21 protein-coding genes, 3 tRNA genes and 2 pseudogenes are annotated in these 20,948 nt (G+C 66.1%); 21 read left to right on the top strand and 5 right to left on the bottom strand.

The window, feature by feature from the left end:
• Nucleotides 1-144: 144 nt before the first annotated feature.
• Entirely contained in the window at nt 145-1,176 is a 1,032-nt protein-coding gene (locus CSW63_RS16795) for a LacI family DNA-binding transcriptional regulator (protein ID WP_062093518.1), read from the top strand.
• Nucleotides 1,177-1,204: 28 nt separating this feature from the next.
• On the top strand, nt 1,205-2,497 hold the full coding sequence (locus tag CSW63_RS16790) for an MFS transporter (RefSeq protein ID WP_062093519.1): 1,293 nt from the start codon (nt 1,205-1,207) through the stop codon (nt 2,495-2,497).
• A gap of 187 nt (nt 2,498-2,684) precedes the next feature.
• Here CSW63_RS16790 and CSW63_RS16785 read toward each other — a convergent pair.
• A tRNA-Thr gene (locus tag CSW63_RS16785) sits at nt 2,685-2,759 on the bottom strand.
• A 90-nt stretch (nt 2,760-2,849) separates the two neighbouring features.
• Here CSW63_RS16785 and CSW63_RS16780 point away from each other — a divergent pair.
• From CSW63_RS16780 to CSW63_RS16700, 17 genes are all read left to right on the top strand, one after another.
• Complete coding sequence (locus CSW63_RS16780) at nt 2,850-3,299, top strand: hypothetical protein (RefSeq protein WP_082749295.1); 450 nt, start codon at nt 2,850-2,852, stop codon at nt 3,297-3,299.
• A gap of 96 nt (nt 3,300-3,395) precedes the next feature.
• Nucleotides 3,396-4,685, top strand: coding sequence for a UDP-N-acetylglucosamine 1-carboxyvinyltransferase (gene murA, locus CSW63_RS16775; protein WP_099503230.1), 1,290 nt, complete (start codon nt 3,396-3,398; stop codon nt 4,683-4,685).
• A 2-nt stretch (nt 4,686-4,687) separates the two neighbouring features.
• Complete coding sequence (locus CSW63_RS16770) at nt 4,688-5,128, top strand: DUF2948 family protein (protein WP_082749296.1); 441 nt, start codon at nt 4,688-4,690, stop codon at nt 5,126-5,128.
• A 187-nt stretch (nt 5,129-5,315) separates the two neighbouring features.
• Complete coding sequence (locus CSW63_RS16765) at nt 5,316-5,510, top strand: hypothetical protein (protein ID WP_062093522.1); 195 nt, start codon at nt 5,316-5,318, stop codon at nt 5,508-5,510.
• A gap of 117 nt (nt 5,511-5,627) precedes the next feature.
• Nucleotides 5,628-7,094, top strand: a complete 1,467-nt coding sequence (locus CSW63_RS16760) for an NCS1 family nucleobase:cation symporter-1 (RefSeq protein WP_099503232.1) — start codon at nt 5,628-5,630, stop codon at nt 7,092-7,094.
• A 45-nt stretch (nt 7,095-7,139) separates the two neighbouring features.
• Nucleotides 7,140-8,426, top strand: a complete 1,287-nt coding sequence (gene hisD, locus CSW63_RS16755) for a histidinol dehydrogenase (RefSeq protein WP_062094547.1) — start codon at nt 7,140-7,142, stop codon at nt 8,424-8,426.
• A gap of 21 nt (nt 8,427-8,447) precedes the next feature.
• Nucleotides 8,448-8,927 carry a UPF0262 family protein gene (locus tag CSW63_RS16750; protein WP_062094549.1) on the top strand — a complete coding sequence of 160 codons (480 nt, stop codon included), beginning with the start codon at nt 8,448-8,450 and terminating at the stop codon, nt 8,925-8,927.
• Between the two features lie 2 nt (nt 8,928-8,929).
• Nucleotides 8,930-9,388 (top strand): arsenate reductase ArsC, encoded by a 459-nt coding sequence (locus CSW63_RS16745; RefSeq protein WP_062094551.1) that lies wholly within the window; start codon nt 8,930-8,932, stop codon nt 9,386-9,388.
• Nucleotides 9,389-9,484: 96 nt separating this feature from the next.
• Entirely contained in the window at nt 9,485-9,703 is a 219-nt protein-coding gene (infA, locus tag CSW63_RS16740) for a translation initiation factor IF-1 (RefSeq protein ID WP_004617696.1), read from the top strand.
• Nucleotides 9,704-9,710: 7 nt separating this feature from the next.
• A complete protein-coding gene (locus CSW63_RS16735; RefSeq protein ID WP_062094553.1) occupies nt 9,711-10,316 on the top strand; it encodes a nucleoside triphosphate pyrophosphatase in 606 nt (201 codons plus the stop codon).
• Nucleotides 10,313-11,374, top strand: coding sequence for a ribonuclease E/G (locus tag CSW63_RS16730; protein ID WP_062094556.1), 1,062 nt, complete (start codon nt 10,313-10,315; stop codon nt 11,372-11,374). The genes CSW63_RS16735 and CSW63_RS16730 overlap by 4 nt, the downstream gene beginning before the upstream one ends.
• Nucleotides 11,371-11,544 (top strand): DNA gyrase inhibitor YacG, encoded by a 174-nt coding sequence (locus CSW63_RS16725; RefSeq protein ID WP_062094558.1) that lies wholly within the window; start codon nt 11,371-11,373, stop codon nt 11,542-11,544. Before CSW63_RS16730 ends, CSW63_RS16725 begins: the two co-directional genes overlap by 4 nt.
• A 99-nt stretch (nt 11,545-11,643) precedes the next feature.
• Nucleotides 11,644-11,719: transfer RNA gene (locus CSW63_RS16720), tRNA-Phe, on the top strand.
• A gap of 568 nt (nt 11,720-12,287) precedes the next feature.
• Nucleotides 12,288-13,196 (top strand): MotA/TolQ/ExbB proton channel family protein, encoded by a 909-nt coding sequence (locus tag CSW63_RS16715; RefSeq protein WP_062094560.1) that lies wholly within the window; start codon nt 12,288-12,290, stop codon nt 13,194-13,196.
• Between the two features lie 5 nt (nt 13,197-13,201).
• The gene (locus tag CSW63_RS16710; protein WP_062094562.1) at nt 13,202-13,636 is read left to right on the top strand and encodes a biopolymer transporter ExbD; all 435 of its coding nucleotides are present in this window, start codon (nt 13,202-13,204) and stop codon (nt 13,634-13,636) included.
• Nucleotides 13,637-13,646: 10 nt separating this feature from the next.
• Nucleotides 13,647-14,378: an energy transducer TonB gene (locus tag CSW63_RS16705; RefSeq protein ID WP_062094564.1), complete on the top strand. Its 732-nt coding sequence runs from the start codon at nt 13,647-13,649 to the stop codon at nt 14,376-14,378.
• Between the two features lie 128 nt (nt 14,379-14,506).
• Nucleotides 14,507-14,583, top strand: a tRNA-His gene (locus tag CSW63_RS16700).
• 129 nt (nt 14,584-14,712) lie between these two features.
• Here CSW63_RS16700 and CSW63_RS16695 read toward each other — a convergent pair.
• The 4 genes and pseudogenes from CSW63_RS16695 to CSW63_RS16680 all read right to left on the bottom strand — a co-directional run.
• Nucleotides 14,713-15,981 (bottom strand): annotated as a pseudogene (locus CSW63_RS16695) (UdgX family uracil-DNA binding protein); the annotation flags it as partial.
• A gap of 201 nt (nt 15,982-16,182) precedes the next feature.
• A pseudogene (locus tag CSW63_RS16690) lies at nt 16,183-17,402 on the bottom strand (putative DNA modification/repair radical SAM protein).
• Between the two features lie 129 nt (nt 17,403-17,531).
• On the bottom strand, nt 17,532-17,810 hold the full coding sequence (locus CSW63_RS16685; protein ID WP_062094566.1) for an HU family DNA-binding protein: 279 nt from the start codon (nt 17,808-17,810) through the stop codon (nt 17,532-17,534).
• Nucleotides 17,811-18,095: 285 nt separating this feature from the next.
• A complete protein-coding gene (locus tag CSW63_RS16680; protein WP_062094568.1) occupies nt 18,096-18,518 on the bottom strand; it encodes a helix-turn-helix domain-containing protein in 423 nt (140 codons plus the stop codon).
• 212 nt (nt 18,519-18,730) lie between these two features.
• On the opposite strand from CSW63_RS16680, the gene CSW63_RS16675 reads away from it, so the two are divergent.
• Together CSW63_RS16675 and CSW63_RS16670 are read left to right on the top strand one after the other, a co-directional pair.
• A complete protein-coding gene (locus tag CSW63_RS16675; RefSeq protein WP_062094570.1) occupies nt 18,731-19,747 on the top strand; it encodes an FAD-binding oxidoreductase in 1,017 nt (338 codons plus the stop codon).
• 29 nt (nt 19,748-19,776) lie between these two features.
• Nucleotides 19,777-20,940 (top strand): acyl-CoA dehydrogenase family protein, encoded by a 1,164-nt coding sequence (locus tag CSW63_RS16670; RefSeq protein WP_062094572.1) that lies wholly within the window; start codon nt 19,777-19,779, stop codon nt 20,938-20,940.
• The last annotated feature ends 8 nt before the right edge of the window (nt 20,941-20,948 follow it).

The raw sequence follows: 20,948 nt of genomic DNA, 5'->3' as shown, positions 1-20,948 counted from the left end.
CGGTCGACCTGCGTCGAGCCGTGGTCCGGGCGCCTTTCTTTGCGCTAAGGATTCCCCGCTGTTCGATATTGGGGGAACCGAGGTTTGGATGACGATTCTGGACACCGGAGCGATCAGCGCCCAGCGCCTCTTCGGGGTGAGCCCTTGAGCCGCCCGGAGCGCGTCCGGGGGGCGACCATGGCCGACGTCGCGCAGCGCGCGGGCGTCTCGCGAATGACTGTCTCACGCGTCCTGAACCACGAGGCCAAGGTTCGCGAAGACACACGCCAAGCGGTTCTGGCGGCGATCCGCGAGCTGAACTTCCAGCCTAATCTCACAGCGCGGAATCTCGTCATGGACGGCGAGCTCCGGATCGGCGTGGTCTACTCCAATCCCAGCGCCGCGTTCATGAGCGACTTCCTGATCGGCGTGTTCGAGGAAGCGACCAGCGCGGGCGCGCGCCTGATCCTCGTTCGAGGGGAGGGAGGGCGCCCGCCGTCCGCGCCCGAACTGGAGAGCTTGGTGAGCGCTGGCGTGCAGGGCGTCGTATTGGCCCCTCCGCTCGGCGAGTCCGCCTTGGCGCGCGACATCTTGCGCGCCGCCGGTCTTCCGATCGCGGTGGTTGCGGCGGCCCGGCCCGTCGCTGACGCCATCAATGTGCGAATCGATGATCGAGAAGCCAGCCTCACCATGACCGGCCGCCTGCTGGCGCTGGGGCACAGGCGTATCGGCTTCATCACGGGCAACCCCGACCAGACGGCCAGCGCGGAGCGTCTCGAGGGCGCCAGGGCGGCCATTGCGGCTGTGGACGGCGCCGAGCTGGTCGTTGCCCAAGGCGGGTTCACCTACGTCTCAGGGCTGGCGGCGGCTGAAGCCCTGCTTGGCGCCGATACGCCGCCGACGGCCATCTTCGCCAGCAATGACGATATGGCGGCCGCAGCGGTCTCGGTTGCGCATCGGCGACATCTCGACGTGCCGGCGGATCTGACGGTGGTGGGCTTCGACGACACGACCGTCGCCACCACGCTCTGGCCGCCCCTGACGACCATCCGTCAGCCCGTCCGACAAATGGCCGCTGTGGCGCTGGACCGCCTGATCCGCGCGCTGCGCTCGGACGCGCCTTTCGCCGCCGACCACATCCTCGACCACCACCTCATCGAGCGCGAATCGACCGCGCCGCCGCCCGGCGCCTCATAAGCGGGTCGCGCTTCCTAGGAGACCTTCGATGTCCGATCCCTCCGGTGACCTGGAGCGCGCCACCGTCGGGCGCGTGACGCGGCGGCTGATGCCGCTGTTCTGCCTGATGTACCTGATCGCCTATATCGACCGGCAGAACGTCTCCTACGCCAAGCTGGACATGGTGCAGGCGCTGGGACTCAGCGAGGCCGCCTATGGCCTGGGCGCGTCGCTGTTCTTCATCGGCTACTTCCTCTTCGAGGCGCCCTCGAACCTGATCCTGGCGCGTGTGGGCGCCCGGGTGTGGTTCGCCCGGATCATGTTCTCTTGGGGCCTCGTCACCCTGGCGCTCGGCTTCACCCAGAACGCGGCGATGTTCTACGTGCTGCGCTTTCTGCTGGGGGCGACAGAGGCGGGGTTCTTCCCCGGCGTGCTCTACGTCCTGACCCTCTGGTACCCTCAGGCGCATCGTGCGCGGATGGTGGGTCTCTTCATGATCGCCTCCGCACTGGCCAATGCGGTCGGCGCGGCGGTCGGCGGGCTTCTGCTCGGGCTGGACGGTTTTCTCGAGCTGGCGGGCTGGCAATGGGTTTTTCTGGTTACCGGAATGCCGGCGGTTCTCCTGGCGCCCTACGTGCTCTGGAAGCTGCCGAACGGCCCCGAACAGGCGGGTTGGCTGCCCCAGGCCGAGAAGTCCTGGCTGGCTTCGGTGCTGGCGACCGAGCGGGGGGGCGAGGTCGACGATCATCGCGGCGCCTGGAAGGCGATCTTTGATCCGCGTGTCCTGATGCTGGCCGGGCTCTATATCGGCATGCCGCTGGGCGCCTACGGCCTCAGCTACTGGCTTCCAACGATCGTAAAGTCGTTTGGGGTCTCCAACGCGGTGAATGGCTTCATCAACGTCATTCCGTGGCTATTCGTCGCCGTGGCGCTCTGGTTTGTGCCGCGTCACGCCGCCCGGCACGGCGCCAGCGCCTGGCACATCGCTGGTCCTGTCCTCCTGGGCGCGGTGGCGCTGAGCCTGAGCGTCATTGTGCCTGGCGCGCCGTTGAAGTTCGCCATGCTGTGCGTCGCCGCGCCGGCGATCTTCGCCGCCCAGCCGGTGTTCTGGAGCTTGCCCCCCAGCTTCCTCAGCGGCCCGCGCGCCGCTGCCGGTATCGCGGCGATCAACGCGGTGGGCAACCTGGGCGGCTTCATCGCCCAGAATCTGGTGCCCGTGGTGCGGGACGCCACCGGCAGCGATCTCGCGCCCATGCTGGCGCTGGCGGCGGTGTTGCTGGTCACCAGCGTGCTGATTTTCGCCGCCATGGCGAGGCTGAAGCGCGTCAATCAGACCGCATAGCCGAGGCGCCACGGACGCCGGTGTCACGCCCGCGTCGCGGCCAGTCCCTGGCCGCGATCTCTTGGCGCGCCTGTGACTGTACCCAAGCCGCAAGGCGACGCTGGGGAGCGTTGGGTACCTGAAACTGTATCTGGAAGTCTCGTCGGAATGGCGGGGACCCAAGCAACGAAACTTGCTTGGGTCCCCATGGTGCCGCCGGGCAGGATTGAACTGCCGACCTCAGCCTTACCAAGGATGCGCTCTACCACTGAGCTACGGCGGCGACGAGGAGGGGGCGTATAGCGAGGAGAATCGCGAACGCCAAGCCCAAAATCGTCTTGACCGAACAACTTTGTCGCCGCACCCCCGGAACATGCCGATCAACGACGACAAGATGGCCCGTGAAGCCAAGCTCGCGGAGGCCCTCCGAACCAATCTCCGGAAGCGAAAAGCCGCGTCGCGCAAGGATTCTGGCGAAGACGACGCAGCGATCACGGCGGCCGAAGCCGCGCCAGGGCCGTATAACGACGTTCGAAAGTTGCTGGGGATAACTCACGCGACCGGGCAGCGGCGAATCCTGACCCTCGCGTTGTCTGCGCCGTTTCCGAATCCTGTCGGCGCAGGCTGGGCCGTGGCGGTGAGGCTCGCGGGCGACGGCGGCCCGTTCGACACCCAGTATGGCAGGGCGGCGTTCGGCGAGGATGGCCTGGCGGCGGTTCGCAAGGCGATCGATCTGGCCCAGGTGGCGATCGACCTCGCCAGCACCACACACGCGCTGTTCTGGCCCGACGAGCGTCCCTATGATCTCTCAGCGCCGATTTAAGCGGCAGGGCCTTGCAAGCCCTCTTGCAACGGATAGAAGGCGCGCCTCACATGTTGACCGCGCGGCGTCCCCACCCCGCGCGTTCGAGGGACCTTAATGGATCGCATCGCCATCATCGGCGGCGCGCAGTTGAACGGGACGATCCCGGTCAGCGGCGCCAAGAACTCGGCCATCAAGCTGATGGCGGCCAGCCTGCTCACCGACGAGCCGCTGCGCCTGACCAACATGCCGCGTCTGGCCGACACCCGTTTTCTGGGCAAGCTGCTGACGCGTCTGGGCGTGGAGGTGACCGAAAGCGACGGCTCCGACGGCCAGCAGACCCTCCTCCATGCGCCGGAGATCACCAGCGGCTTCGCGCCTTATGACCTGGTCCGCCAGATGCGCGCCTCGTTCAACGTGCTGGGCCCGTTGGTGGCGCGTTCGGGCCAAGCCAAGGTTTCGCTGCCGGGCGGCTGCACGATCGGGGCCCGGCCCGTCGATCTGCACCTGCAGGCCATCGAGGCCCTGGGCGCCAAGATCGACTTGCACGAAGGCTATGTCTACGCACAGGCCCCGCGTGGCCTGAAGGGCGCGGAGATCACCTTCCCGTTCGTGTCGGTGGGCGCCACAGAGCATGCGATGCTGGCCGCTGTGCTGGCCGACGGCGTGTCGGTGATCCACAACGCCGCCTGCGAGCCGGAACTCGTCGACCTCCAGGAGTGCCTGAACGCCATGGGCGCCAAGGTCGAGGGCGCCGGCACCCCGACGGTGACGATCACCGGCGTTCCGCGTCTGCACGGCGCGACGCACGCTGTCATTCCGGATCGGATCGAGATGGGCACCTACGCCGTGGCGGCCGCCATGGCCGGCGGCGAGGTGCGTCTCAGCAACGCGCGTCCGGGCCTGATCGACGCCTTGCTCGACAAGCTGAAGGAAGCCGGCGCGGGCGTTGAGGAGACGGCTGACGGGTGCATCATCCGCCGCGACGGCCAGCGCCTGACCGCCGTCGATATCGAAACCGCGCCGTTCCCCGGGTTCGCCACCGACCTGCAGGCCCAGTTCATGGCGCTGATGACGACGGCCAGGGGCGAGAGCCGGATCCGCGAGACCATCTTCGAGAACCGGTTCATGCACGCACCGGAGCTGATGCGCCTGGGCGCCGACATCTCGGTGTCGGGCGGCGAGGCGCGGGTGCGCGGCGTGGAACAACTGGAAGGCGCCGAGGTCATGGCCACCGACCTGCGGGCTTCGGTCAGCCTGGTGATTGCGGGCTTGGTCGCGCGCGGCGAGACCACGGTCAGTCGCATCTATCACCTCGACCGGGGCTTCGAGCGCCTGGAAGAGAAACTGGGCGCCTGCGGGGCTCAGGTGCGGCGCATCAAGGGCGACGGCGAGGCGGAACTCTGATCATGGCCGAGGCCGCCAAGCCCTTGCGCCTGCTGGCGCACGACGCCGACGACCTGGGGGTCCTGTCTGCAGCGCTTCAGGACGCCATCGCCAAGATCGGCGACATCCGATGGGACGCTCAGGCTCGCACCCTGACCATCGCCTGCAATCGCTTCCGTTGGGAAGCGCGGAAGGGCAAGCAGGGCGAGCGGGTGCGTTCGGCGCTTCAGTTCGGCGATGTCTCGAGCGTCCAGGCGCGCAATCTGCGCCGGGACGCCAAGGGCGCCGTCGTCGAGTTGCTGTCCATTGGCTTCGAGCCTGCCGAGGAGCCTCCGGCCGGCGTCGTAACGTTGACCTTCGCGGGCGGCGGCGACATGCGCGTGACGGTCGATTGTCTCGACGTCGCGCTGGCGGATGTGTCCGATCCCTGGTCCACGCCCCGAACGCCGGGGCACAAGGACTAAAGGCCTCCGATTTGGGCGCCTGCTCAAACTCTGAGCGGCGCCTTTTTCCTGATCTTTCCGCAAGCAGGAGCGGCGCCGGAGATTCGTCCCACGCGCTAGTGATCGCCCAGCCAATTCGCCGGACAGGCGAGCGGTGTTAACCTAACGCCACGCGCTCAGAAGAGGCGTGAACGTCAGGGAGGCCCACATGGCCAGGAAGACCGCCTACGCGACGGGCGAATCCCAGTCCGTGCTATTTCGTGCCTGCGACATCACCAAGCCCGCGCCGCCGGTTCTGCGGCATGGCGGGCCTTGTTTCGATTGGGGACGGGCGACGCTGGTCGCGCTGAGCTTTGTCTTCTGCGCCGGACTGGCCACGCTGGCTTACGCAGCTCTGGGTTAGCGCGGCTCAGGACCAGGGCGACCTCAATTGCCAGCCGGAGCGATCCGCCCGTAAGGTCAGGTCGCGTCGAGGCGGGGGCCGGCGCGCTGGGGATGGATCGCACCCGCGGAGAGCGGCATGCGCGCGCCCGACAATGAGCTCTGGAACGAAGACCTAGCGCCGACCACTGAGGCGCAGCGCAACTGGCGTTGGTGGCATTTCGCGGCGCTGTGGCTGGGTATGGTCATCTGCGTGCCGGCTTACATGCTGGCGTCGGGTCTGATCGAGCAGGGCATGTCGGCGATGCAGGCGGTGCTGACCGTTCTGCTCGGCAATGTGATCGTCCTGGTCCCGATGCTGCTGATCGGACACGCCGGGGCGCGCTGGGGCGTGCCTTACGCCGTCCTGGCCAGGGCTTCATTCGGCTGGAAGGGCGCGCGGATCCCGGCGGTGGCGCGCGCGGTCGTTGCTTGCGGTTGGTACGGCATCCAGACCTGGATCGGCGGCGGAGCGTTGCTGACCCTGCTGGGCGTCATCGCCGGCCGGAAACTGGAAGGAGCCCCGCTGCCGCTATTGGGGATCGGTGTTGGGCAACTTCTGGCGTTCTTCGCCTTCTGGGGCGTGCAACTACTCTTCGTGACAAAGGGCCTGACGGCGATCCGCCGTTTGGAGACCTGGACCGCGCCGATCAAGATCCTGATCTGCGCCTTGATGGTGTGGTGGGCCGTGGACAAGGCGGGAGGCCTGGGGCCGATCCTGCACCAGCCTTCGGCCTTCGCGGCGGGCGGCGCCAAGGCCGGCCAGTTCTGGACGGTTTTCGCGCCCGCCTTGACGGCCATGGTCGGCTTCTGGGCGACCCTTGCGCTCAACATTCCCGACTTTACCCGTTTCGCGCGTCGCCAGTCCGATCAGATCATCGGCCAGGCGGTTGGACTCCCCGTGCCGATGGGGCTGCTGGCCGTGGTCAGCGTGGTGACGACCTCGGCGACCACGATCATCTTCGGCAAGGCGATCTGGGATCCGGTCCAACTGGCCGGCGACATCGGCGGGATCGCGGTGGTGGTCGGCTTGCTGATCATCAGCCTCGACACAGTGTGCTGTAACATCGCGGCCAACCTGGTGGGCCCGGCCTACGACTTCTCCGCGCTATGGCCCAGCAAGATCAGCTATCGGATGGGCGGCTGGATCACGGCGGTCATCGGCGTCCTGATCATGCCCTGGAAGCTCCTTGAGACGACCCAGGGATACATCTTCACCTGGCTGGTCGGATACGGCGCGCTTCTGGGGCCGATCGCGGGCGTGCTGATCGTGGACTACTGGATCGTCCGTAAGGCTCGGTTGGCGGTCGATGACCTCTATGTCCGCGACGGGACCTACGCCTATCGCGGGGGCTGGAACATTGCCGCCGTCGTGGCGCTGCTCCTCGGCGTCGCTCCCAATCTGCCGGGTTTCTTGGCGGCCGCCGCGCCGCATCTGTTCGGGGGCGTTGGGAATATCTGGACGGGGCTATACACCTATGCCTGGTTCGTCGGATTGGCGATCGCGGCGGTCGTCTACGGACTCCTGATGCGGCGTGCTGTCATGCGCGACCCCGCCATTCCGTAGGCTTTCGGGCTTGCCTTGGTCGGAAAAAGCCGCATCTAGCAGGCCATGCGCCGCTTTAAGTTCTCCGATCCCGATTTCCAGGCCGCCTTCAAGGCCTTCCTCGACGAGCGTCGTGGCTCGCCGGCCGATGTCGACGCCGCCGCCGCCGCCGTGCTGGAGGCGGTCCGCACGCAGGGAATCGAGGCGGTGCTCGACTACAGCCGGCGCTTCGACAAGGTCGAACTGACGGCCGAGACGATCCGCGTGACCGCCGAGGAGATCGAGGCCGGCGCGTCGGAGACCCCGGCCGATGTGCGCGACGCCATCGCCTTCGCCGCCGCGCGTATCCGCGCTTATCACAGCCGCCAGCGTCCCGCCGACCAGGCCTGGACCGACGAGGCCGGCGTGGAGCTTGGCTGGCGCTGGACGCCGCTGGAAGCCGTCGGCGTCTATGTTCCGGGCGGTCGCGCGGCCTATCCTTCGACCGTACTGATGAACGCCGTCCCGGCCCAGGTCGCCGGCGTCGATCGCATCGCCATGGTCACCCCGCCCGGCAAGCTGCAGCCGGCCGTGCTGGCCGCCGCGAAGGAAGCCGGGGTCACCGAGATCTGGCGCGTGGGCGGAGCCCAGGCCGTCGCCGCCCTGGCCTATGGCGCGGGTCCGATCCAGCCGGTCGACAAGATCGTCGGCCCCGGCAACGCCTATGTCACCGCCGCCAAGCGCCGCCTGTACGGCGTGGTGGGCATCGACGCCTTGGCCGGCCCCTCGGAGATTGTGGTGGTCGCCGACCGCAACAACAATCCCGACTGGATCGCTGCCGACCTGCTCAGCCAGGCCGAACACGATCCGGCCGCCCAGTCGATCCTGATCACCGACGACGAGGCTTTCGCCGCGGCGGTTGAACAGGCCATCGCCGAGCGCCTCAAGACCCTCTCCACAGGCGAGGACGCTGCTGCCTCGTGGCGCGACCACGGCGCGGTGATCATCGCGCCGCTGGACGACAGCCCGGCCCTGGTCGACGCCATTGCGCCCGAGCACGTCGAGTTCGCGCTCGACAACCCCGAGCGCCTGTCCGACCGGGTGCGGCACGCCGGCGCCATCTTCCTGGGCCGTCTCACGCCGGAAGCCATCGGCGACTATGTCGCCGGCTCCAACCACGTCCTGCCCACTAGCCGGGCGGCGCGCTTCCAGTCCGGCCTGTCGATCTACGACTTCATCAAGCGCACCTCGATCGTGAAGTGCGATACGGCCTCGTTCGCCGTGCTCGGACCGCACACAGTGGCCCTCGCCGAGGCCGAGGGGCTGCCCGCTCACGCCCTATCGGCGTCGGTGAGGTTGCCAAGCGACGTTTGACGCGCGAACCTCCCGCGCCAGATGAACACAGACGCCCGCGCCAGCCAACGGATCAAGTCGATCGAGATCGACGAGGAGAGCCTTGCGGCCGCCTCGCGCGATCAAGAGCAGGAGCGCCAGGTGGCGATCTTCGACCTGCTCGAGGGCAACTATTTCGAGCCTGCCGAGGCCGGCGAGGGGCCCTATGACGTGCGGCTGTCGCTGATCGAGAACCGCCTGGCCTTCGATATCGCCGGGGCGGGCTACGAGCGCCGGCACCTGCTGTCGCTCTCGCCGTTTCGCGGCGTGATCAAGGACTATTTCCTGATCTGCGACAGCTACTATTCGGCGATCCGCAACTCTTCGCCCCAGCAGATTGAAGCCTTGGACATGGGGCGGCGGGGCCTGCACAACGAAGGCTCCAACCTTCTGCGCGAGCGACTGGAGGGCAAGGTCAAGACGGACCTCGATACAGCGCGTCGCCTGTTCACCCTGATCTGCGCGCTGCACTGGCGGGGCTGATCGTGTCGCAGCCGTTGCCGGACGCGGTGCTGTTCACCTGCAACTACAACCGCGTGCGCTCGCCGATGGCCGAGGGACTGTTCAAGCGGTTCTACGGGACGCGCGCCTTCGTCGACTCGTGCGGCCTCAAGTCCGATCCGGCGGGGGAGGGGATAGATCCCTTTGTCGTAGCGGTCATGGACGAACTGGGCCTGGACGTTTCTGGCCACAAGCCCAAGACCTTTGCTGAGCTCGAGGACGACAGCTTCGACGTGGTGGTTTCCCTCACGCCCGAAGCCCAGCACCGCGCGGTTGAGCTGTCTCGCGACCGATCGGTCGAGATCGAGTACTGGCCGACACACGATCCCACTCTGAGCGACGGTTCGCGAGAGGCCCGCCTAGAGGCCTATCGCGAGGTGCGAGACGCCCTCGCGGCCGCGATCAAGCAACGTTTCGGCGCGCCATCGACGTTCGGGGGGTAATTGCGCTATAGAGGCGCCTCGCCGCGAACGGCTCGCCCCGACAACCCTGTCGGGCGTACGCTCGCGGCTATCCGATTCGTCCCTTTGAGAGGCCTGATGGCTAAGGAAGAACTGCTCGAGTTTCCCGGTACGGTCAGCGAACTGCTGCCGAACGCCACGTTTCGCGTGAAGCTGGAAAACGACCACGAGATCATCGCGCACACCGCCGGCAAGATGCGCAAGAATCGTATTCGCGTCCTGGCGGGAGATAAGGTGCTGGTCGAGATGACCCCCTACGACCTGACCAAGGGCCGTATCACCTACCGCTTCAAGTAAGACGCCGATGGCTCCGACGACGGCCGCCCAAGTGGCCGCCGGGCCGGCGCTGGTGCTGGCCAGTGCGAGCCCCCGGCGCCTTGATCTGCTCGCCCAGGTCGGTGTCACCCCCGACCGTGTTGATCCCGCCGACATCGACGAAACGCCTCTTCGCGACGAAACCCCGCGTCGTCACGCGCTGAGACTCGCGCTTGAGAAAGCCCGTGTGGTCGCCGCGCGCGCGCCGGAGGATTTCGTCCTCGCCGCCGACACCGTGGTGGCCGTTGGCAGGCGTATTCTGCCCAAGGCCGAGACCGAAGCCGACGTTCTCTATTGTCTCAGGCTGCTGTCTGGCCGGAACCACAAGGTTCTGACCGGGGTCGCGCTGATCGCTCCCGGCGGGCGGACAGCGACTCGTCTGGTCGAGACCAAGGTCGGCTTCAAGCGGCTCTCCGAGGCCGAAAGGGACAGCTATGTCGCGAGCGGTCAATGGCGCGGCAAGGCGGGCGGCTATGGCGTCCAGGGTCTGGCCGGCGGTTTCATCACCGACCTGCAGGGCTCCTATCCCAGCGTGGTGGGGCTGCCGCTGTACGAGACGCTCAATCTCCTGTCCGGACTGGGGTACCGCCCATGACCACCAAGGGCCCCAGCGAGCGTCGCGCCTATCTTCATAAGGGCGTGGGAGAGACCGTTGGCGTGGTGACGCTGGACGGACGTCCCGAGCGCCTGATGGTCGAGTGGCCAGGCGATGATCCGTTGAACGCCGAGGGCGTGCGGGGCGTCGCGCGGGTGCGAAAGATCGAAAAGGCCTTCGCATCGGCCTTCGTTCAACTGCCCGGCGGGGCGGATCTCTTGCTGCCGCTGCGTCTGGACATGCCAAGCCTGATCGAGGGCGGTCTCGTCGAGATCGAGGTCAAGACGCCATCGCGCGCCGACAAGGCGGGGGTGGCGCGTTTCATGGCCGAGGGGCAGGGCGAGCCGCGCATCGTCGCGCAAGCGCCCACCATCGAGGAACGTCTTAGACACGCCGTGAAAGCGGGCTCCCCGACCACCGGCGACAAGGCCCTGCTCGCCGTCGAGGCCGCAGAGGCCGATGTGCTGGCGACGATTTTCAGTCTGCCTGGGGGCGGCGACATCGCCGTCGAGCCGACTCGGGCGCTCACCGCGATCGATGTGGATCTTGGCGCGCGCGAAGGAGGCGATTCAAAGCGGGCCGCGCGCCTGGCCAATATGGCGGCGATCAACGTGGCCGCGCGGGTCCTGCGCTTGAAAGGCCTGGCCGGCATCGTCGTGTTTGATCTCGTCGGACGCGGCCACGACGCCCAAGCGCTGACCACGGCGGCGCGCAACGCCTTCGCGCCGGACAACCCGGGCGTGGGAATCGGTGCGATCAGCAAATTTGGCACTCTGGAGATGATCGTCCCTCGGCGGTCTCCTCCGATTCTCGAGCGTATGATTGGGGCGCAAGGCGAACCCAATCCCCGCTACGTCGCGCGGCGACTCGCGCGGGCCTTGGAGCGCGAGGGACGAGCCAATCCCGGCGGCCGACTCAGGGCGCGTTGTGCGCCGGGCGCGGCCCAGGCTTTTCTTGCGGAACTCGACGAGGGGGTCGCCGAACGGCTCGGCAGGCGGTTCACCGTTGAAGCCGATTCCGCTTGGCCCGCCGACCGTATCGAGGTGCACGCCGAATGAGCGCCAAGTGTCCGATCTGCGCGAAACCCGTCGATCCGGGCTTTCGGCCCTTCTGCTCCAAACGCTGCGCTGACGTCGATCTGCAGCGTTGGCTGAATGGTCGCTATGTCGTCGCCGGCGGGGATGACGACGTGGAAAATCCGCTATCCGAAGACATCAACAGGGAATGATAAAACGGCGCTGGACTTCCTTTCGCGCCTCCCCTATAGACCCGGCTCCTCGCTGCACAGCGAGTTCGCCACGGCGGGTTTGCCCGTCAAAGCCCGGATGCCTGGGTAGCTCAGTTGGTAGAGCAGCGGATTGAAAATCCGCGTGTCGCTGGTTCGATTCCGGCCCCAGGCACCACCTTCCAATCTTCCTGATTTTGGAAGTTCAGGCCGCCGGGCTCGCCCGTTGGCCGATATCTCATTTTTATGACCGCGACGCTTGATCGCCGGGCTTCGGGGGCCTACCTGCCGCAGAGACAGGCGCCTTTCTTCACAGACCCGCGTTTTGTTGCCTTGCTGCAGTGCAGCATGGTTTTTCTCGTTGGTAGGGAAAAACCGCCCTTAAATCCGGAAAACTCTTTTGTGCAGCGCGGCAAAGCCCGGGGGCGTGGGGGGCTGACGATGAATTTGTGCCCAATTCAGACCCTTGACGGTGCGAAAAGGGGTTGCCAAAGGACCCCAGCCGCAATTCTAACATTGCGGTAAGGCCGAAGCCTCATTGGAGGCTTCGGTTGCACGCGCTTCGAAACGATCCTTCTGGAGGCTTGGTCCTCGTGAGGGGCGTAACGGGTCGAGCGCAGCGAAGCGGGTCCGTCCGGGGGGAGAGTTATCGACCTCCAGGCGGGCTATTCAGAGTTAGGGTGGAGACGCTCTCGCGCGACGACCCTCGGTCCAAACGTGCTAGACCAATCAGGAACTGGCGACAGATGCTCGACATTAAACGGAAGACCCCCCTCATCGCTCTCGTCGGCGCCGTGGCGCTGATGGCGAGCGCCCCGGCTTTTGCTCAGGACGCCGCGGCTCCCGCCGCCGCCTCCGCGGAAGCTAAGCCCGCCGACGCCGCCGCCGCTCCGGCCGCGGACGCCGCTGCTCCGGCCCCGGCTCCGGAAGCCGCTCCCGCCGAAGAAGGCGGCGAGGCGAAGCCCAGCCACTCGCTGACCCCGGTCGGCATGTTCTTGGCCGCCGGCGTGGTCGTTAAGGTCGTCATGATCGGCCTGATCCTGGCCTCGGTTTTCTCGTGGGTGCTGCTGCTCACCAAGATTTTCGAGTTCGCCGCCCTGAACAAGCAGTCGGACAAGTTCCTGGAAGCCTTCCGCGGCGCTCGCTCGATCGCCGACATCGCGCGCATCAGCTCGTCGGAAGAATTCGAAGGCAACCCGATGGCCGACATGGCCGCCGCCGCCTCGCAGGAAGTTGAGCTGTCGCGCCAAGCCGGCCTCGCCGTTGGCGGCGAACACCGCGACTCGACGCTGGCTCGCGCCACCTACGCCATCAACGCCGTTCAAGCCTCGCTGGCCAAGCGCCTGTCGGGCGGCATGGTGTTCCTGGCCTCGGTCGGTTCGGGTGGTCCGTTCATCGGTCTGTTCGGTACCGTGTACGGCATCATGACCTCGTTCATCGGCATCGCGAACACCAACACGACCAACCTCGCCGTCGTCGCGCCGGGTATCGCTGAAGCCCTGCTCGCCACCGGTATCGGTCTGTTCGCCGCTATCCCGGCCGTTATCTTCTACAACTACTTCCAGACCCGCATCTCGGCCTACGGCACGCGTTCGGAAGGTTTCGTTGCTGAACTGATGAACGCCATCTCGCGCCAGCTCGACAAGGGGGCGTAACACCCATGGCCGCCAAACTTTCAGGCGGTGGTGGCGACAGGTTCAACGTCGAACAGAACAGCGAGATCAACGTTACGCCCTTCGTGGACGTTATGCTGGTGCTCCTGATCATCTTCATGGTGGCGGCTCCGCTGGCCTCCGTGTCGGTCGAAGTGAACCTGCCGCCGGCGGTGGCGAAGTCATCGCCGCCACCATCCAAGCCGGTTTACGTCTCGATCAAGCAGTCGGGGCAGCTCTACCTTGGTGATAACGAGACCAGCATCGATGAGCTGGGCTACGACATCACCAAGAGCATGGGCCGCCGCGATCCGACGAAGGAGCGCATTTTCATCCGGGCCGACGAAAAGGTTCGCTATGGGGCTTTCATGGAGGTGATGAACACTCTCCAGGATAACGGCTTCTACAGCGTGGCGCTCGTCGGGCGGGATGATAGTCAGTAGGGGGTGATGCATGGCTGATCAAAATACGCCCGAGCATCGCCGTTACGATCCGCTCACTTCGGATGGTCCGCGTCGCAAGAAGGGCTTCGGTCCTTTCGGTGTCGCCCTGACTGTGGTGGTTGGTCTGCACGCGCTTCTCTTCGCGTACCTCGCGAAGCAAAAGTTCGAAGCCGTGTTCCAGGAGTACTCGGACGATGCGACGGTGGTGGAGCTTCCGCCTCCGCCTCCGCCGCCGCCGCCGCCTCCGCCGCCGCCGCCTCCGACCAACGAACCTCCGCCGCCTCCGGCCGTGGTTCAGCCGCGTCCCCCGGTGGCTCCGCCGCCGGACGTGACGCCGCCGCCGCCGCTGCCGATTCCGCCCGTTGAAAAGCGTGTGGAACAGACGGCTCCGCCGGTGATCTCGGCCGCTCCGCCGGTTCCTTCGAACCCGCCGGCGCGCGCCTCGGTCATCACCCGTCCGGACTGGGCTCGTAAGCCCTCCGGCGACGACATGGCCCGGTACTATCCGGACCGTGCTCAGCGGATGGAAGTCAGCGGTCGCGCGACGATCTCGTGCACCGTGACGGCCAAGGGCACTCTGGAAGGCTGCTCGGTGGTTTCCGAATCGCCGGCGGACATGGGCTTCGGCGATGCGGCTATCCGCTTGTCGCGCCTGTTCCGGATGAAGCCGAAGACCCTCGACGGCGCGCCCGTCGATGGTGGCCAGGTGACCGTCCCGCTGGTGTTCCAAGTCCCGCAATAGGGCCTGGAGCAAGGCGAAAGTTAAGGAACGCCCCGGAGTTTCGGCTCCGGGGCGTTTTCCGTTCAAAACATCGGGATCGGTGCTTGATCCCGGCGAACGATCCCACTAAAGACAACGCCTCGCGATGAGCCGGCTTAGCTCAGTTGGTTAGAGCGCTAGATTGTGGATCTAGAGGTCCTCGGTTCGAGCCCGAGAGCTGGTACCATCGCAAGCCTTTGAAAAGCCCGGCGTTTGTCCGGGCTTTTTTCGTTTTCGGACTGACTGGGCGCTTGCGTCGGGTTTGAGGCGAGAGGTCATAGGCGGGGCCTCTTTCGCTCGTGGGGAAGGGCGGGGCTCAGGTCATTCCGGACAGTTCGCCCGCCAGCCTCAGATCGTGGACGAAGCTCTGGTAGGCCGCGCGCCGCGCTGCCGGATCCGAAAGCCGGAGAAGATAGGCAGGGTGAAAGGTCACCAAGCCCTGGGTGTGATCCGGCAAGCCCAAAGGCTGTCCTCTTGCTTCGACGACCCGCGTTGGGCGGCCGATCACGCCAAGGGCCGCGGTCGCGCCGAGCATCACGGTGACGCGGGGCCTCACGAGCCTCCGCTCGGCGTCCAGCCACCAACGGCAGGCGCTGACTTCGCCCTGTGTCGGTGTCTTGTGAACACGGCGCTTGCCGCGAGCGTCGTGCTTGAAGTGCTTGACCGCGTTTGTGACGTAGACGCGTTCGCGCGGAACGCCGGCCTCGGCCAGTGCTCGGTCAAAGAGCTGTCCTGCGGGGCCTACGAAGGGGCGGCCCGCAAGGTCTTCTTGATCGCCGGGTTGTTCGCCGACAAACATCAGGGGCGCGTTCGATGGGCCTTCGCCCGGGACGCCCTGGGTCGCGTCACGCCAGAGATCGCATCGGCGGCAAACGCTCACCCCCGCCTCGACCGCCTCCGGCGTCGTCGGCGTCCCCGCGCCGAATGATGCGTCCCGCGCATGGCGCTGGGCTGCCTTGAGCACGCGCACGGAGGGAGGGCGGGGCGGTGTCTCGACCATGGCGGCGGCGCGGTGCTCGGCCGCTTCGATGAGGGCCGGAATGAGCGTCGCCTCCGGCAGGTTCCGCCAATAGCGTTTTGGCATCTCCTGGCGCATCTGCCGAGGGTTCAGGCGGGCGGGATTGAAGATGGAGGCGTAGTAGGTTCGCCAAAGCGCTTCCTGCGCGTCCTCGGACGGCGCGTCGGCGGGATCGGCGCCTTCAGAGACCGTCAGGCGTTCGCCGTCCCACGCCACGCAGGCGTCCGGTGTCAGGATCGTCCAGTCCATGTTTGAGAAACGACGCGCGAAGAAGGGGGCCGTGGCTTCGGTCACACGATGAGCCGGCTCGAACCACGCCGCGTAAGTCTCTTTGGGGGGACCTTCGATCAGGCGGAAGCGGACGAAGGCCTTCATCTTGTGCGCGGCGCGACTGACGGCCTTGGCCATGTCCCGGGCGCGGGCCAAGTCAGGATCGGCGGGATTCTCGATCAGGCGAGGCTCGCGTCCCAGCCGCCAGAGGATACGATAAAGCAGGGCGAGGCGGTCGGGCGACCGATGCAGGATCACCTGCTCGGCAAGTTCGAGAAAGGCGGCGGGGACGGTGAAGCCCTTTTCGTCCTGCGGGGCGGAGGTTGAGCGGGCGGCGTGGATACCGTCTCCCCCATCCCCCGCCAGGGGGGGGCGAGAACAGGTCTCGTTCCACCGTCCACACCAACGCTTGCGGCTCGACGCCCTGCGCTCGTAGGGCCCTGGCCGCAGACCGCCACCCGGCGAAATCGATCTCGGACGTCAGTCGCACGACCCGCATTAGAACAGGCTCAACTGCTGGGGGCGGGCGAGCGCGGACTTGAGGCTCTCCTGGTCGGTCAAGGCGCCCGGTGTCCAGTCGGCGGTCACGACGAAGGCTTTGGCGCGTTTCAGGACCGCGCCTACGCGCTTGAGGTCTTCCAAGGTCAGTCGCGCGACCTTCCGCGCGGTCAACACACGCTCCACGGCTTTGGCGCCGAGGCCTGGCACACGCAGCAAGGTCTCGCGATCTGCGGTCTGCACATCGACCGGAAACTTGGCGCGGTTGTTAAGCGCCCAATTCGTCTTGGGGTCGACCGAGAGGTCCAGGTCCTCGCCCGTCGCCACGATCTCCGACTGCTCGAAGCCGTAGAAGCGCATAAGCCAGTCCGCTTGATACAACCGGTGTTCGCGCAGGAGCGGCGGGCGCACAAGCGGCAGTCGGTGGCTGGCGTCGGGGATCGGGCTGAAGGCCGAGTAGTAGACCCGGCTTAGGCGGTACGCCCCATAAAGATTGGCGCTGCGTGCCAGGATATCGCCGTCTCGGGCTTCGTCCGCGCCGACAATCAACTGAGTGGACTGGCTGCGCGCGAAGACCCGAGGTCGCGTTCGTCGAGCGGGCTCCGCATGGTCGTCGATCGCCAGGCGCATACGGCCCATGGCGCGCTTGATGTCTGTCGGGTTCTTTTCCGGCGCCAGGGTTTTCAAGCTATCGTCGCGCGGCAGCTCGATGTTGATCGACACGCGGTCGGCGTAGAGACCGGCCTCGGCCGCCAGTTCTGGCGAGGCTTCGGGGATCAGCTTCAGGTGAATATAGCCCCGAAAGTCGTGGTCCAGGCGCAGTGATTTCGCTACGCGGACCATTTCCTCCATCGTGTAGTCACCCGACCGGATAACACCTGACGACAGGAACAGGCCCTCGATGTAGTTGCGCTTATAGAAATTGAGCGTGAGATCGACGATCTCCTTCACCGTGAACCGCGCCCGGGGGTGTTCGACGACACACGATTGATGCAGTAGGCGCAGTCGTAGATGCAGAAGTTGGTCAGAAGAATCTTGAGCAGACTTATGCAGCGCCCGTCCGGCGCGTAGGCGTGGCAGATGCCCATGCCCTCGGTGGAACCCACGCCCTTGCCGCCAAGGGAGTCGCGCTTGGTGGCGCCGGATGACGCGCACGACGCGTCGTACTTTGCGGCGTCGGAGAGAATGGCGAGCTTGCGCCGGAGATCGAGAACGGCCATGAACACATGGTATCGTTCTTGATTTGTTCCGAAAAGCCTTAGGGTGCAACGTTTGCCTTTGGCGTAACGTCGCACCCCGAAGCCGTTGCGAGAAGGCGAAGCGCCAGGCGTCGCCTTCCGCCCAAAGGTTTAGCCGTTGACGGCGTCCTTCAGTTGCTTGGCCGGCGTGAAGGCGACCTTCTTGCTGGCGGCGATTTCGATGGTCGCGCCCGTGGCCGGGTTACGGCCGGTGCGAGCCGGCTTGGACTGGACCTTGAACTTGCCGAAGCCCGGGATCGAGACTTCTTCACCCTTCACGGCAGCGTCGGAGATCGACTTGAAGACGCCGTCGATGATGGCCTTGGCCTGGGTCTTCGTCAGTTTTTCGTCGGCGGCGACAGCGGCGTCGACCAGATCGGAAACGTTCATCTTCTCAAGCTCATTCCTGTGAATCAGGGAAATTCGAGCCTGACGACACCGATCGCGTTTGTCACCCGTTAGGAAAGGTTAAAACGCCGATTCACGGGGACAAAACGCCCGTAGCGCGGGGTTTTTTACAATTATGGCGCCTCTCGAAGCTTCGAGTAGCGCCCGATTGGCCCTCGCACCCCCTTCAAGGCGGGAAAGCTGAGCCGTGCGCACCGCTCGATTCTCGCGACGTGAGGCTCAAAAAAAGACCCCGCTGTCGGCGGGGTCGTGGAGCCAGCGGTTCGACTAGGCGGCGCCGTTGTCGGGGCCGTCATCGTCCACCATGGCCCGGACGAGATCGACCACGCGACGGCGAAGGCGACGATCGGCCAGACGCGGGAACAGGCTGGCGAGCTCAAGACCTTCCGGCGTGGACACAAATTCCGTCATGCGCTGGGCGAACCCATCATCGACGCCGCCGTCCGTCTCATCCAGTCCTTCGAAGAAGTAAGAGACGGGGGCCTGAAGCAGCTTCGCAGCGTCGTAGAGCTTGCTGGCGCTGATCCGGTTGGCGCCGCGCTCGTACTTCTGGATCTGCTGGAAGGTAATGCCGAGCGCGTCGGCGACCTGAGTCTGGCTGAGACCCATCATCTTGCGACGAATTCTCAGCCGGGCCCCGACATAGAGATCAACGGGATGGGCCTGTTCGGCTGCGAGTCGATCGTTCATCCGCCTTTATTCCCTCGAACACCGATAAACGGCTCAATGCTAGTCTTAACGGATATAGACCGAGCTTGGCTGCGTCGTCACGCGCATGCATGCACGGAACGGGTCTTCGCGCTGAAGTGTCGCGATACTTAGTTTATCTTTATGGTTGATTTTGGAGCCTTAAGCGCGGGCCCGGACTTGACGTGCGCCGGCCAGAGGGGTGTTTGCGCGCCATGAAACCTAGATCGGGCGCGCACGTCGCCGTGGCGGGAGCCGGGGCGTTGGGATCGACTGTAGCCTTGCGCCTGGCGCGCCTAGGGTTCGGCGTCACGGTCTTCGATCCGGCCCCGCTTGGCGCCAATGCGTCGGGCGTGGCGGCCGGCATGCTGGCGCCGATGAGCGAGGCGCTGTTCGATCCGTCGTCCCGCGAACACCTGGATCTGATGCGCCGCGCGCGTGACCTGTGGCCAGACTTCGCCCTGGCGCTTGGTATCGAGCTCTCGCGCAGCGGAGTCCGCGTAGAGGGCCGTCCGGCTTGGCGCGACGAGGTTTTGGCGCGGATGCGCGCCTTGGGCGCGCCTCAGGCTACCTTTATCGCCGAAGACTGGCGCCTGGACGCGCGACAGGCGCTGACCACGCTGCGGGCGGCGGCGGAGAAGGCGGGCGCGGTATTCGAGGCGGTGGCGGTCGAGTCGTTCGAGCCGGGCGCCCTGCGCCTCGCCGATGGGCGTACAGAGCCTTTCGACGTGCTGGTTTTGGCGACCGGACCTGGCGCTCTTGATGGAGCGCTTGCGCCCGAGACCAACCATCTGTCGCCGATCAAGGGGCAGATTCTGCGCGCGCCTTACGAGGGCGGCGCTGATCGGCCGGTGATCAGGGGCGAGGGCGTTTACCTTGCGCCCGGCGCGTCGCTAGCGATCGGGGCGACCATGGAGCACGGGCGCGACGACCTCGCGCCCGATCCTGAGGCGACGCGGCCGCTGTGCGATGCGGCCAAGGTTCTGCGTCCCGATCTTGATCTCGAGGCCGCCGAGATCGACGTGGGTGTTCGGGTCACGACCCCGGACGGACTGCCGCTGGTGGGGTGGAGCCGCAAGCCTGGCGTGCTGCTGGCGGCCGGCGCACGCCGCAACGGCTGGCTGTTCGCGCCGCTTGTGGCTGACTTGGTCGCGGCGTATCTGACAGGTGATAACCTGGGCTCCGACGCTGAGGCGATGAACGCGCGACGCTTCGAGGCGTCCCAGACCTAACCAACAAGAACACGCAGGGGAGTGGCCGAATGTCCGGATTCTGGTTGACCGAGGAACAGGAGGCCATTCGCGAAGGCGTGGCCAAGGTCTGCGCCGCGTTCGATGACGAATATTGGCGCCGCACCGACGAGACCGGGGAGTTTCCCGAGGCGTTCGTCGCCGCCATCGCCGAGGGCGGCTGGCTGGGCGTGGCCATGCCGGAAAGCGTCGGCGGCGCAGGGCTGGGCCTGACCGAGGCCGCGGTGATGATGCAGACGGTAGCTCAGTCCGGCGCGGGGTTCTCCGGGGCGTCCGCGATCCACCTGAATATCTTCGGCCCGATGCCGCTGGTGAAGTTCGGCTCCGACGAGCAGCGCACGCGTCTTCTGCCCCGGATCATCTCCGGCGAAGACAAGATGTGCTTCGCCGTCACGGAGCCGAACTCAGGCCTCGACACCTCCAGCCTTGAGACCCGGGCTGAGAAGGTCGACGGCGGCTACCGTCTGAACGGCCGCAAGATCTGGACGACGGGCGCCCAGCGCGCCAACAAGATCCTGATCATCGCCCGCACGACGCCAAAGGACCAGTGCGCCAAGCCGCACCAAGGCTTGTCCCTTTTCTATACCGACCGTGAGAACATCGAAGCCAAGCCAATCCCGAAGATGGGGCGCAAGGCCGTCGAGTGTAACATGCTCTTTATCGAGGACCTGTTCGTGCCCGCGCATGATCTGGTCGGCGAAGAGGGGAAGGGCTTCCAGTACCTGCTGCACGGTCTGAACCCCGAGCGGGTCCTGTTCGCCGTTGAGGCCATCGGCCTGGGTCGCGCGGCGCTGGCCAAGGCCACCACCTACGCCAATGAGCGGATCGTCTTTGGACGTCCGATCGGTCAGAACCAGGGTGTGGCCCATCCGCTGGCCAAGTCGTGGGCCGAACTTGAGGCCGCCAATCTGTTGGCCTTCAAGGCCGCGTCGCTCTACGACCAGGGCAAGGAATGCGGCGCTGAAGCCAACGCCGCGAAGTATCTGGGCGCCGAGGCGGGCTTCCACGCCTGCGAAGCCTCGGTGCTCGCGCACGGCGGCATGGGGTACGCCAAGGAGTACGATGTCGAGCGCTACTTCCGCGAGGCGATGATCGCCCGCATCGCGCCCGTCAGTCGTGAGATGATCCTGAACTTCATCGCCGAGCGCGTTCTGGGCCTGCCCAAAAGCTACTAGTGAGAGAT

The organism is Caulobacter sp. FWC26, assembly GCF_002742645.2.
Lineage (GTDB): Bacteria > Pseudomonadota > Alphaproteobacteria > Caulobacterales > Caulobacteraceae > Caulobacter.
Note: the sequence above shows the minus strand (reverse complement) of the source record. Positions and strands in the feature narration are given on the sequence as shown.

Excerpts from the sequence above, each read along its gene's own strand:
- murA (WP_099503230.1), top strand. The coding sequence starts at position 3,396 with ATGGATCGCATCGCCATCATCGGCGGCGCGCAGTTGAACGGGACGATC.
- CSW63_RS16710 (WP_062094562.1), top strand. The coding sequence starts at position 13,202 with ATGGCCGCCAAACTTTCAGGCGGTGGTGGCGACAGGTTCAACGTCGAA.
- CSW63_RS16675 (WP_062094570.1), top strand. The coding sequence starts at position 18,731 with ATGAAACCTAGATCGGGCGCGCACGTCGCCGTGGCGGGAGCCGGGGCG.
- CSW63_RS16725 (WP_062094558.1), top strand. The coding sequence starts at position 11,371 with ATGAGCGCCAAGTGTCCGATCTGCGCGAAACCCGTCGATCCGGGCTTT.
- CSW63_RS16750 (WP_062094549.1), top strand. The coding sequence starts at position 8,448 with ATGAACACAGACGCCCGCGCCAGCCAACGGATCAAGTCGATCGAGATC.
- CSW63_RS16760 (WP_099503232.1), top strand. The coding sequence starts at position 5,628 with ATGCGCGCGCCCGACAATGAGCTCTGGAACGAAGACCTAGCGCCGACC.
- CSW63_RS16735 (WP_062094553.1), top strand. The coding sequence starts at position 9,711 with ATGGCTCCGACGACGGCCGCCCAAGTGGCCGCCGGGCCGGCGCTGGTG.
- CSW63_RS16730 (WP_062094556.1), top strand. The coding sequence starts at position 10,313 with ATGACCACCAAGGGCCCCAGCGAGCGTCGCGCCTATCTTCATAAGGGC.
- CSW63_RS16790 (WP_062093519.1), top strand. The coding sequence starts at position 1,205 with ATGTCCGATCCCTCCGGTGACCTGGAGCGCGCCACCGTCGGGCGCGTG.
- CSW63_RS16705 (WP_062094564.1), top strand. The coding sequence starts at position 13,647 with ATGGCTGATCAAAATACGCCCGAGCATCGCCGTTACGATCCGCTCACT.
- CSW63_RS16770 (WP_082749296.1), top strand. The coding sequence starts at position 4,688 with ATGGCCGAGGCCGCCAAGCCCTTGCGCCTGCTGGCGCACGACGCCGAC.
- infA (WP_004617696.1), top strand. The coding sequence starts at position 9,485 with ATGGCTAAGGAAGAACTGCTCGAGTTTCCCGGTACGGTCAGCGAACTG.
- CSW63_RS16765 (WP_062093522.1), top strand. The coding sequence starts at position 5,316 with ATGGCCAGGAAGACCGCCTACGCGACGGGCGAATCCCAGTCCGTGCTA.
- CSW63_RS16780 (WP_082749295.1), top strand. The coding sequence starts at position 2,850 with ATGCCGATCAACGACGACAAGATGGCCCGTGAAGCCAAGCTCGCGGAG.
- hisD (WP_062094547.1), top strand. The coding sequence starts at position 7,140 with ATGCGCCGCTTTAAGTTCTCCGATCCCGATTTCCAGGCCGCCTTCAAG.
- CSW63_RS16715 (WP_062094560.1), top strand. The coding sequence starts at position 12,288 with ATGCTCGACATTAAACGGAAGACCCCCCTCATCGCTCTCGTCGGCGCC.
- CSW63_RS16680 (WP_062094568.1), bottom strand. The coding sequence starts at position 18,518 with ATGAACGATCGACTCGCAGCCGAACAGGCCCATCCCGTTGATCTCTAT.
- CSW63_RS16685 (WP_062094566.1), bottom strand. The coding sequence starts at position 17,810 with ATGAACGTTTCCGATCTGGTCGACGCCGCTGTCGCCGCCGACGAAAAA.
- CSW63_RS16670 (WP_062094572.1), top strand. The coding sequence starts at position 19,777 with ATGTCCGGATTCTGGTTGACCGAGGAACAGGAGGCCATTCGCGAAGGC.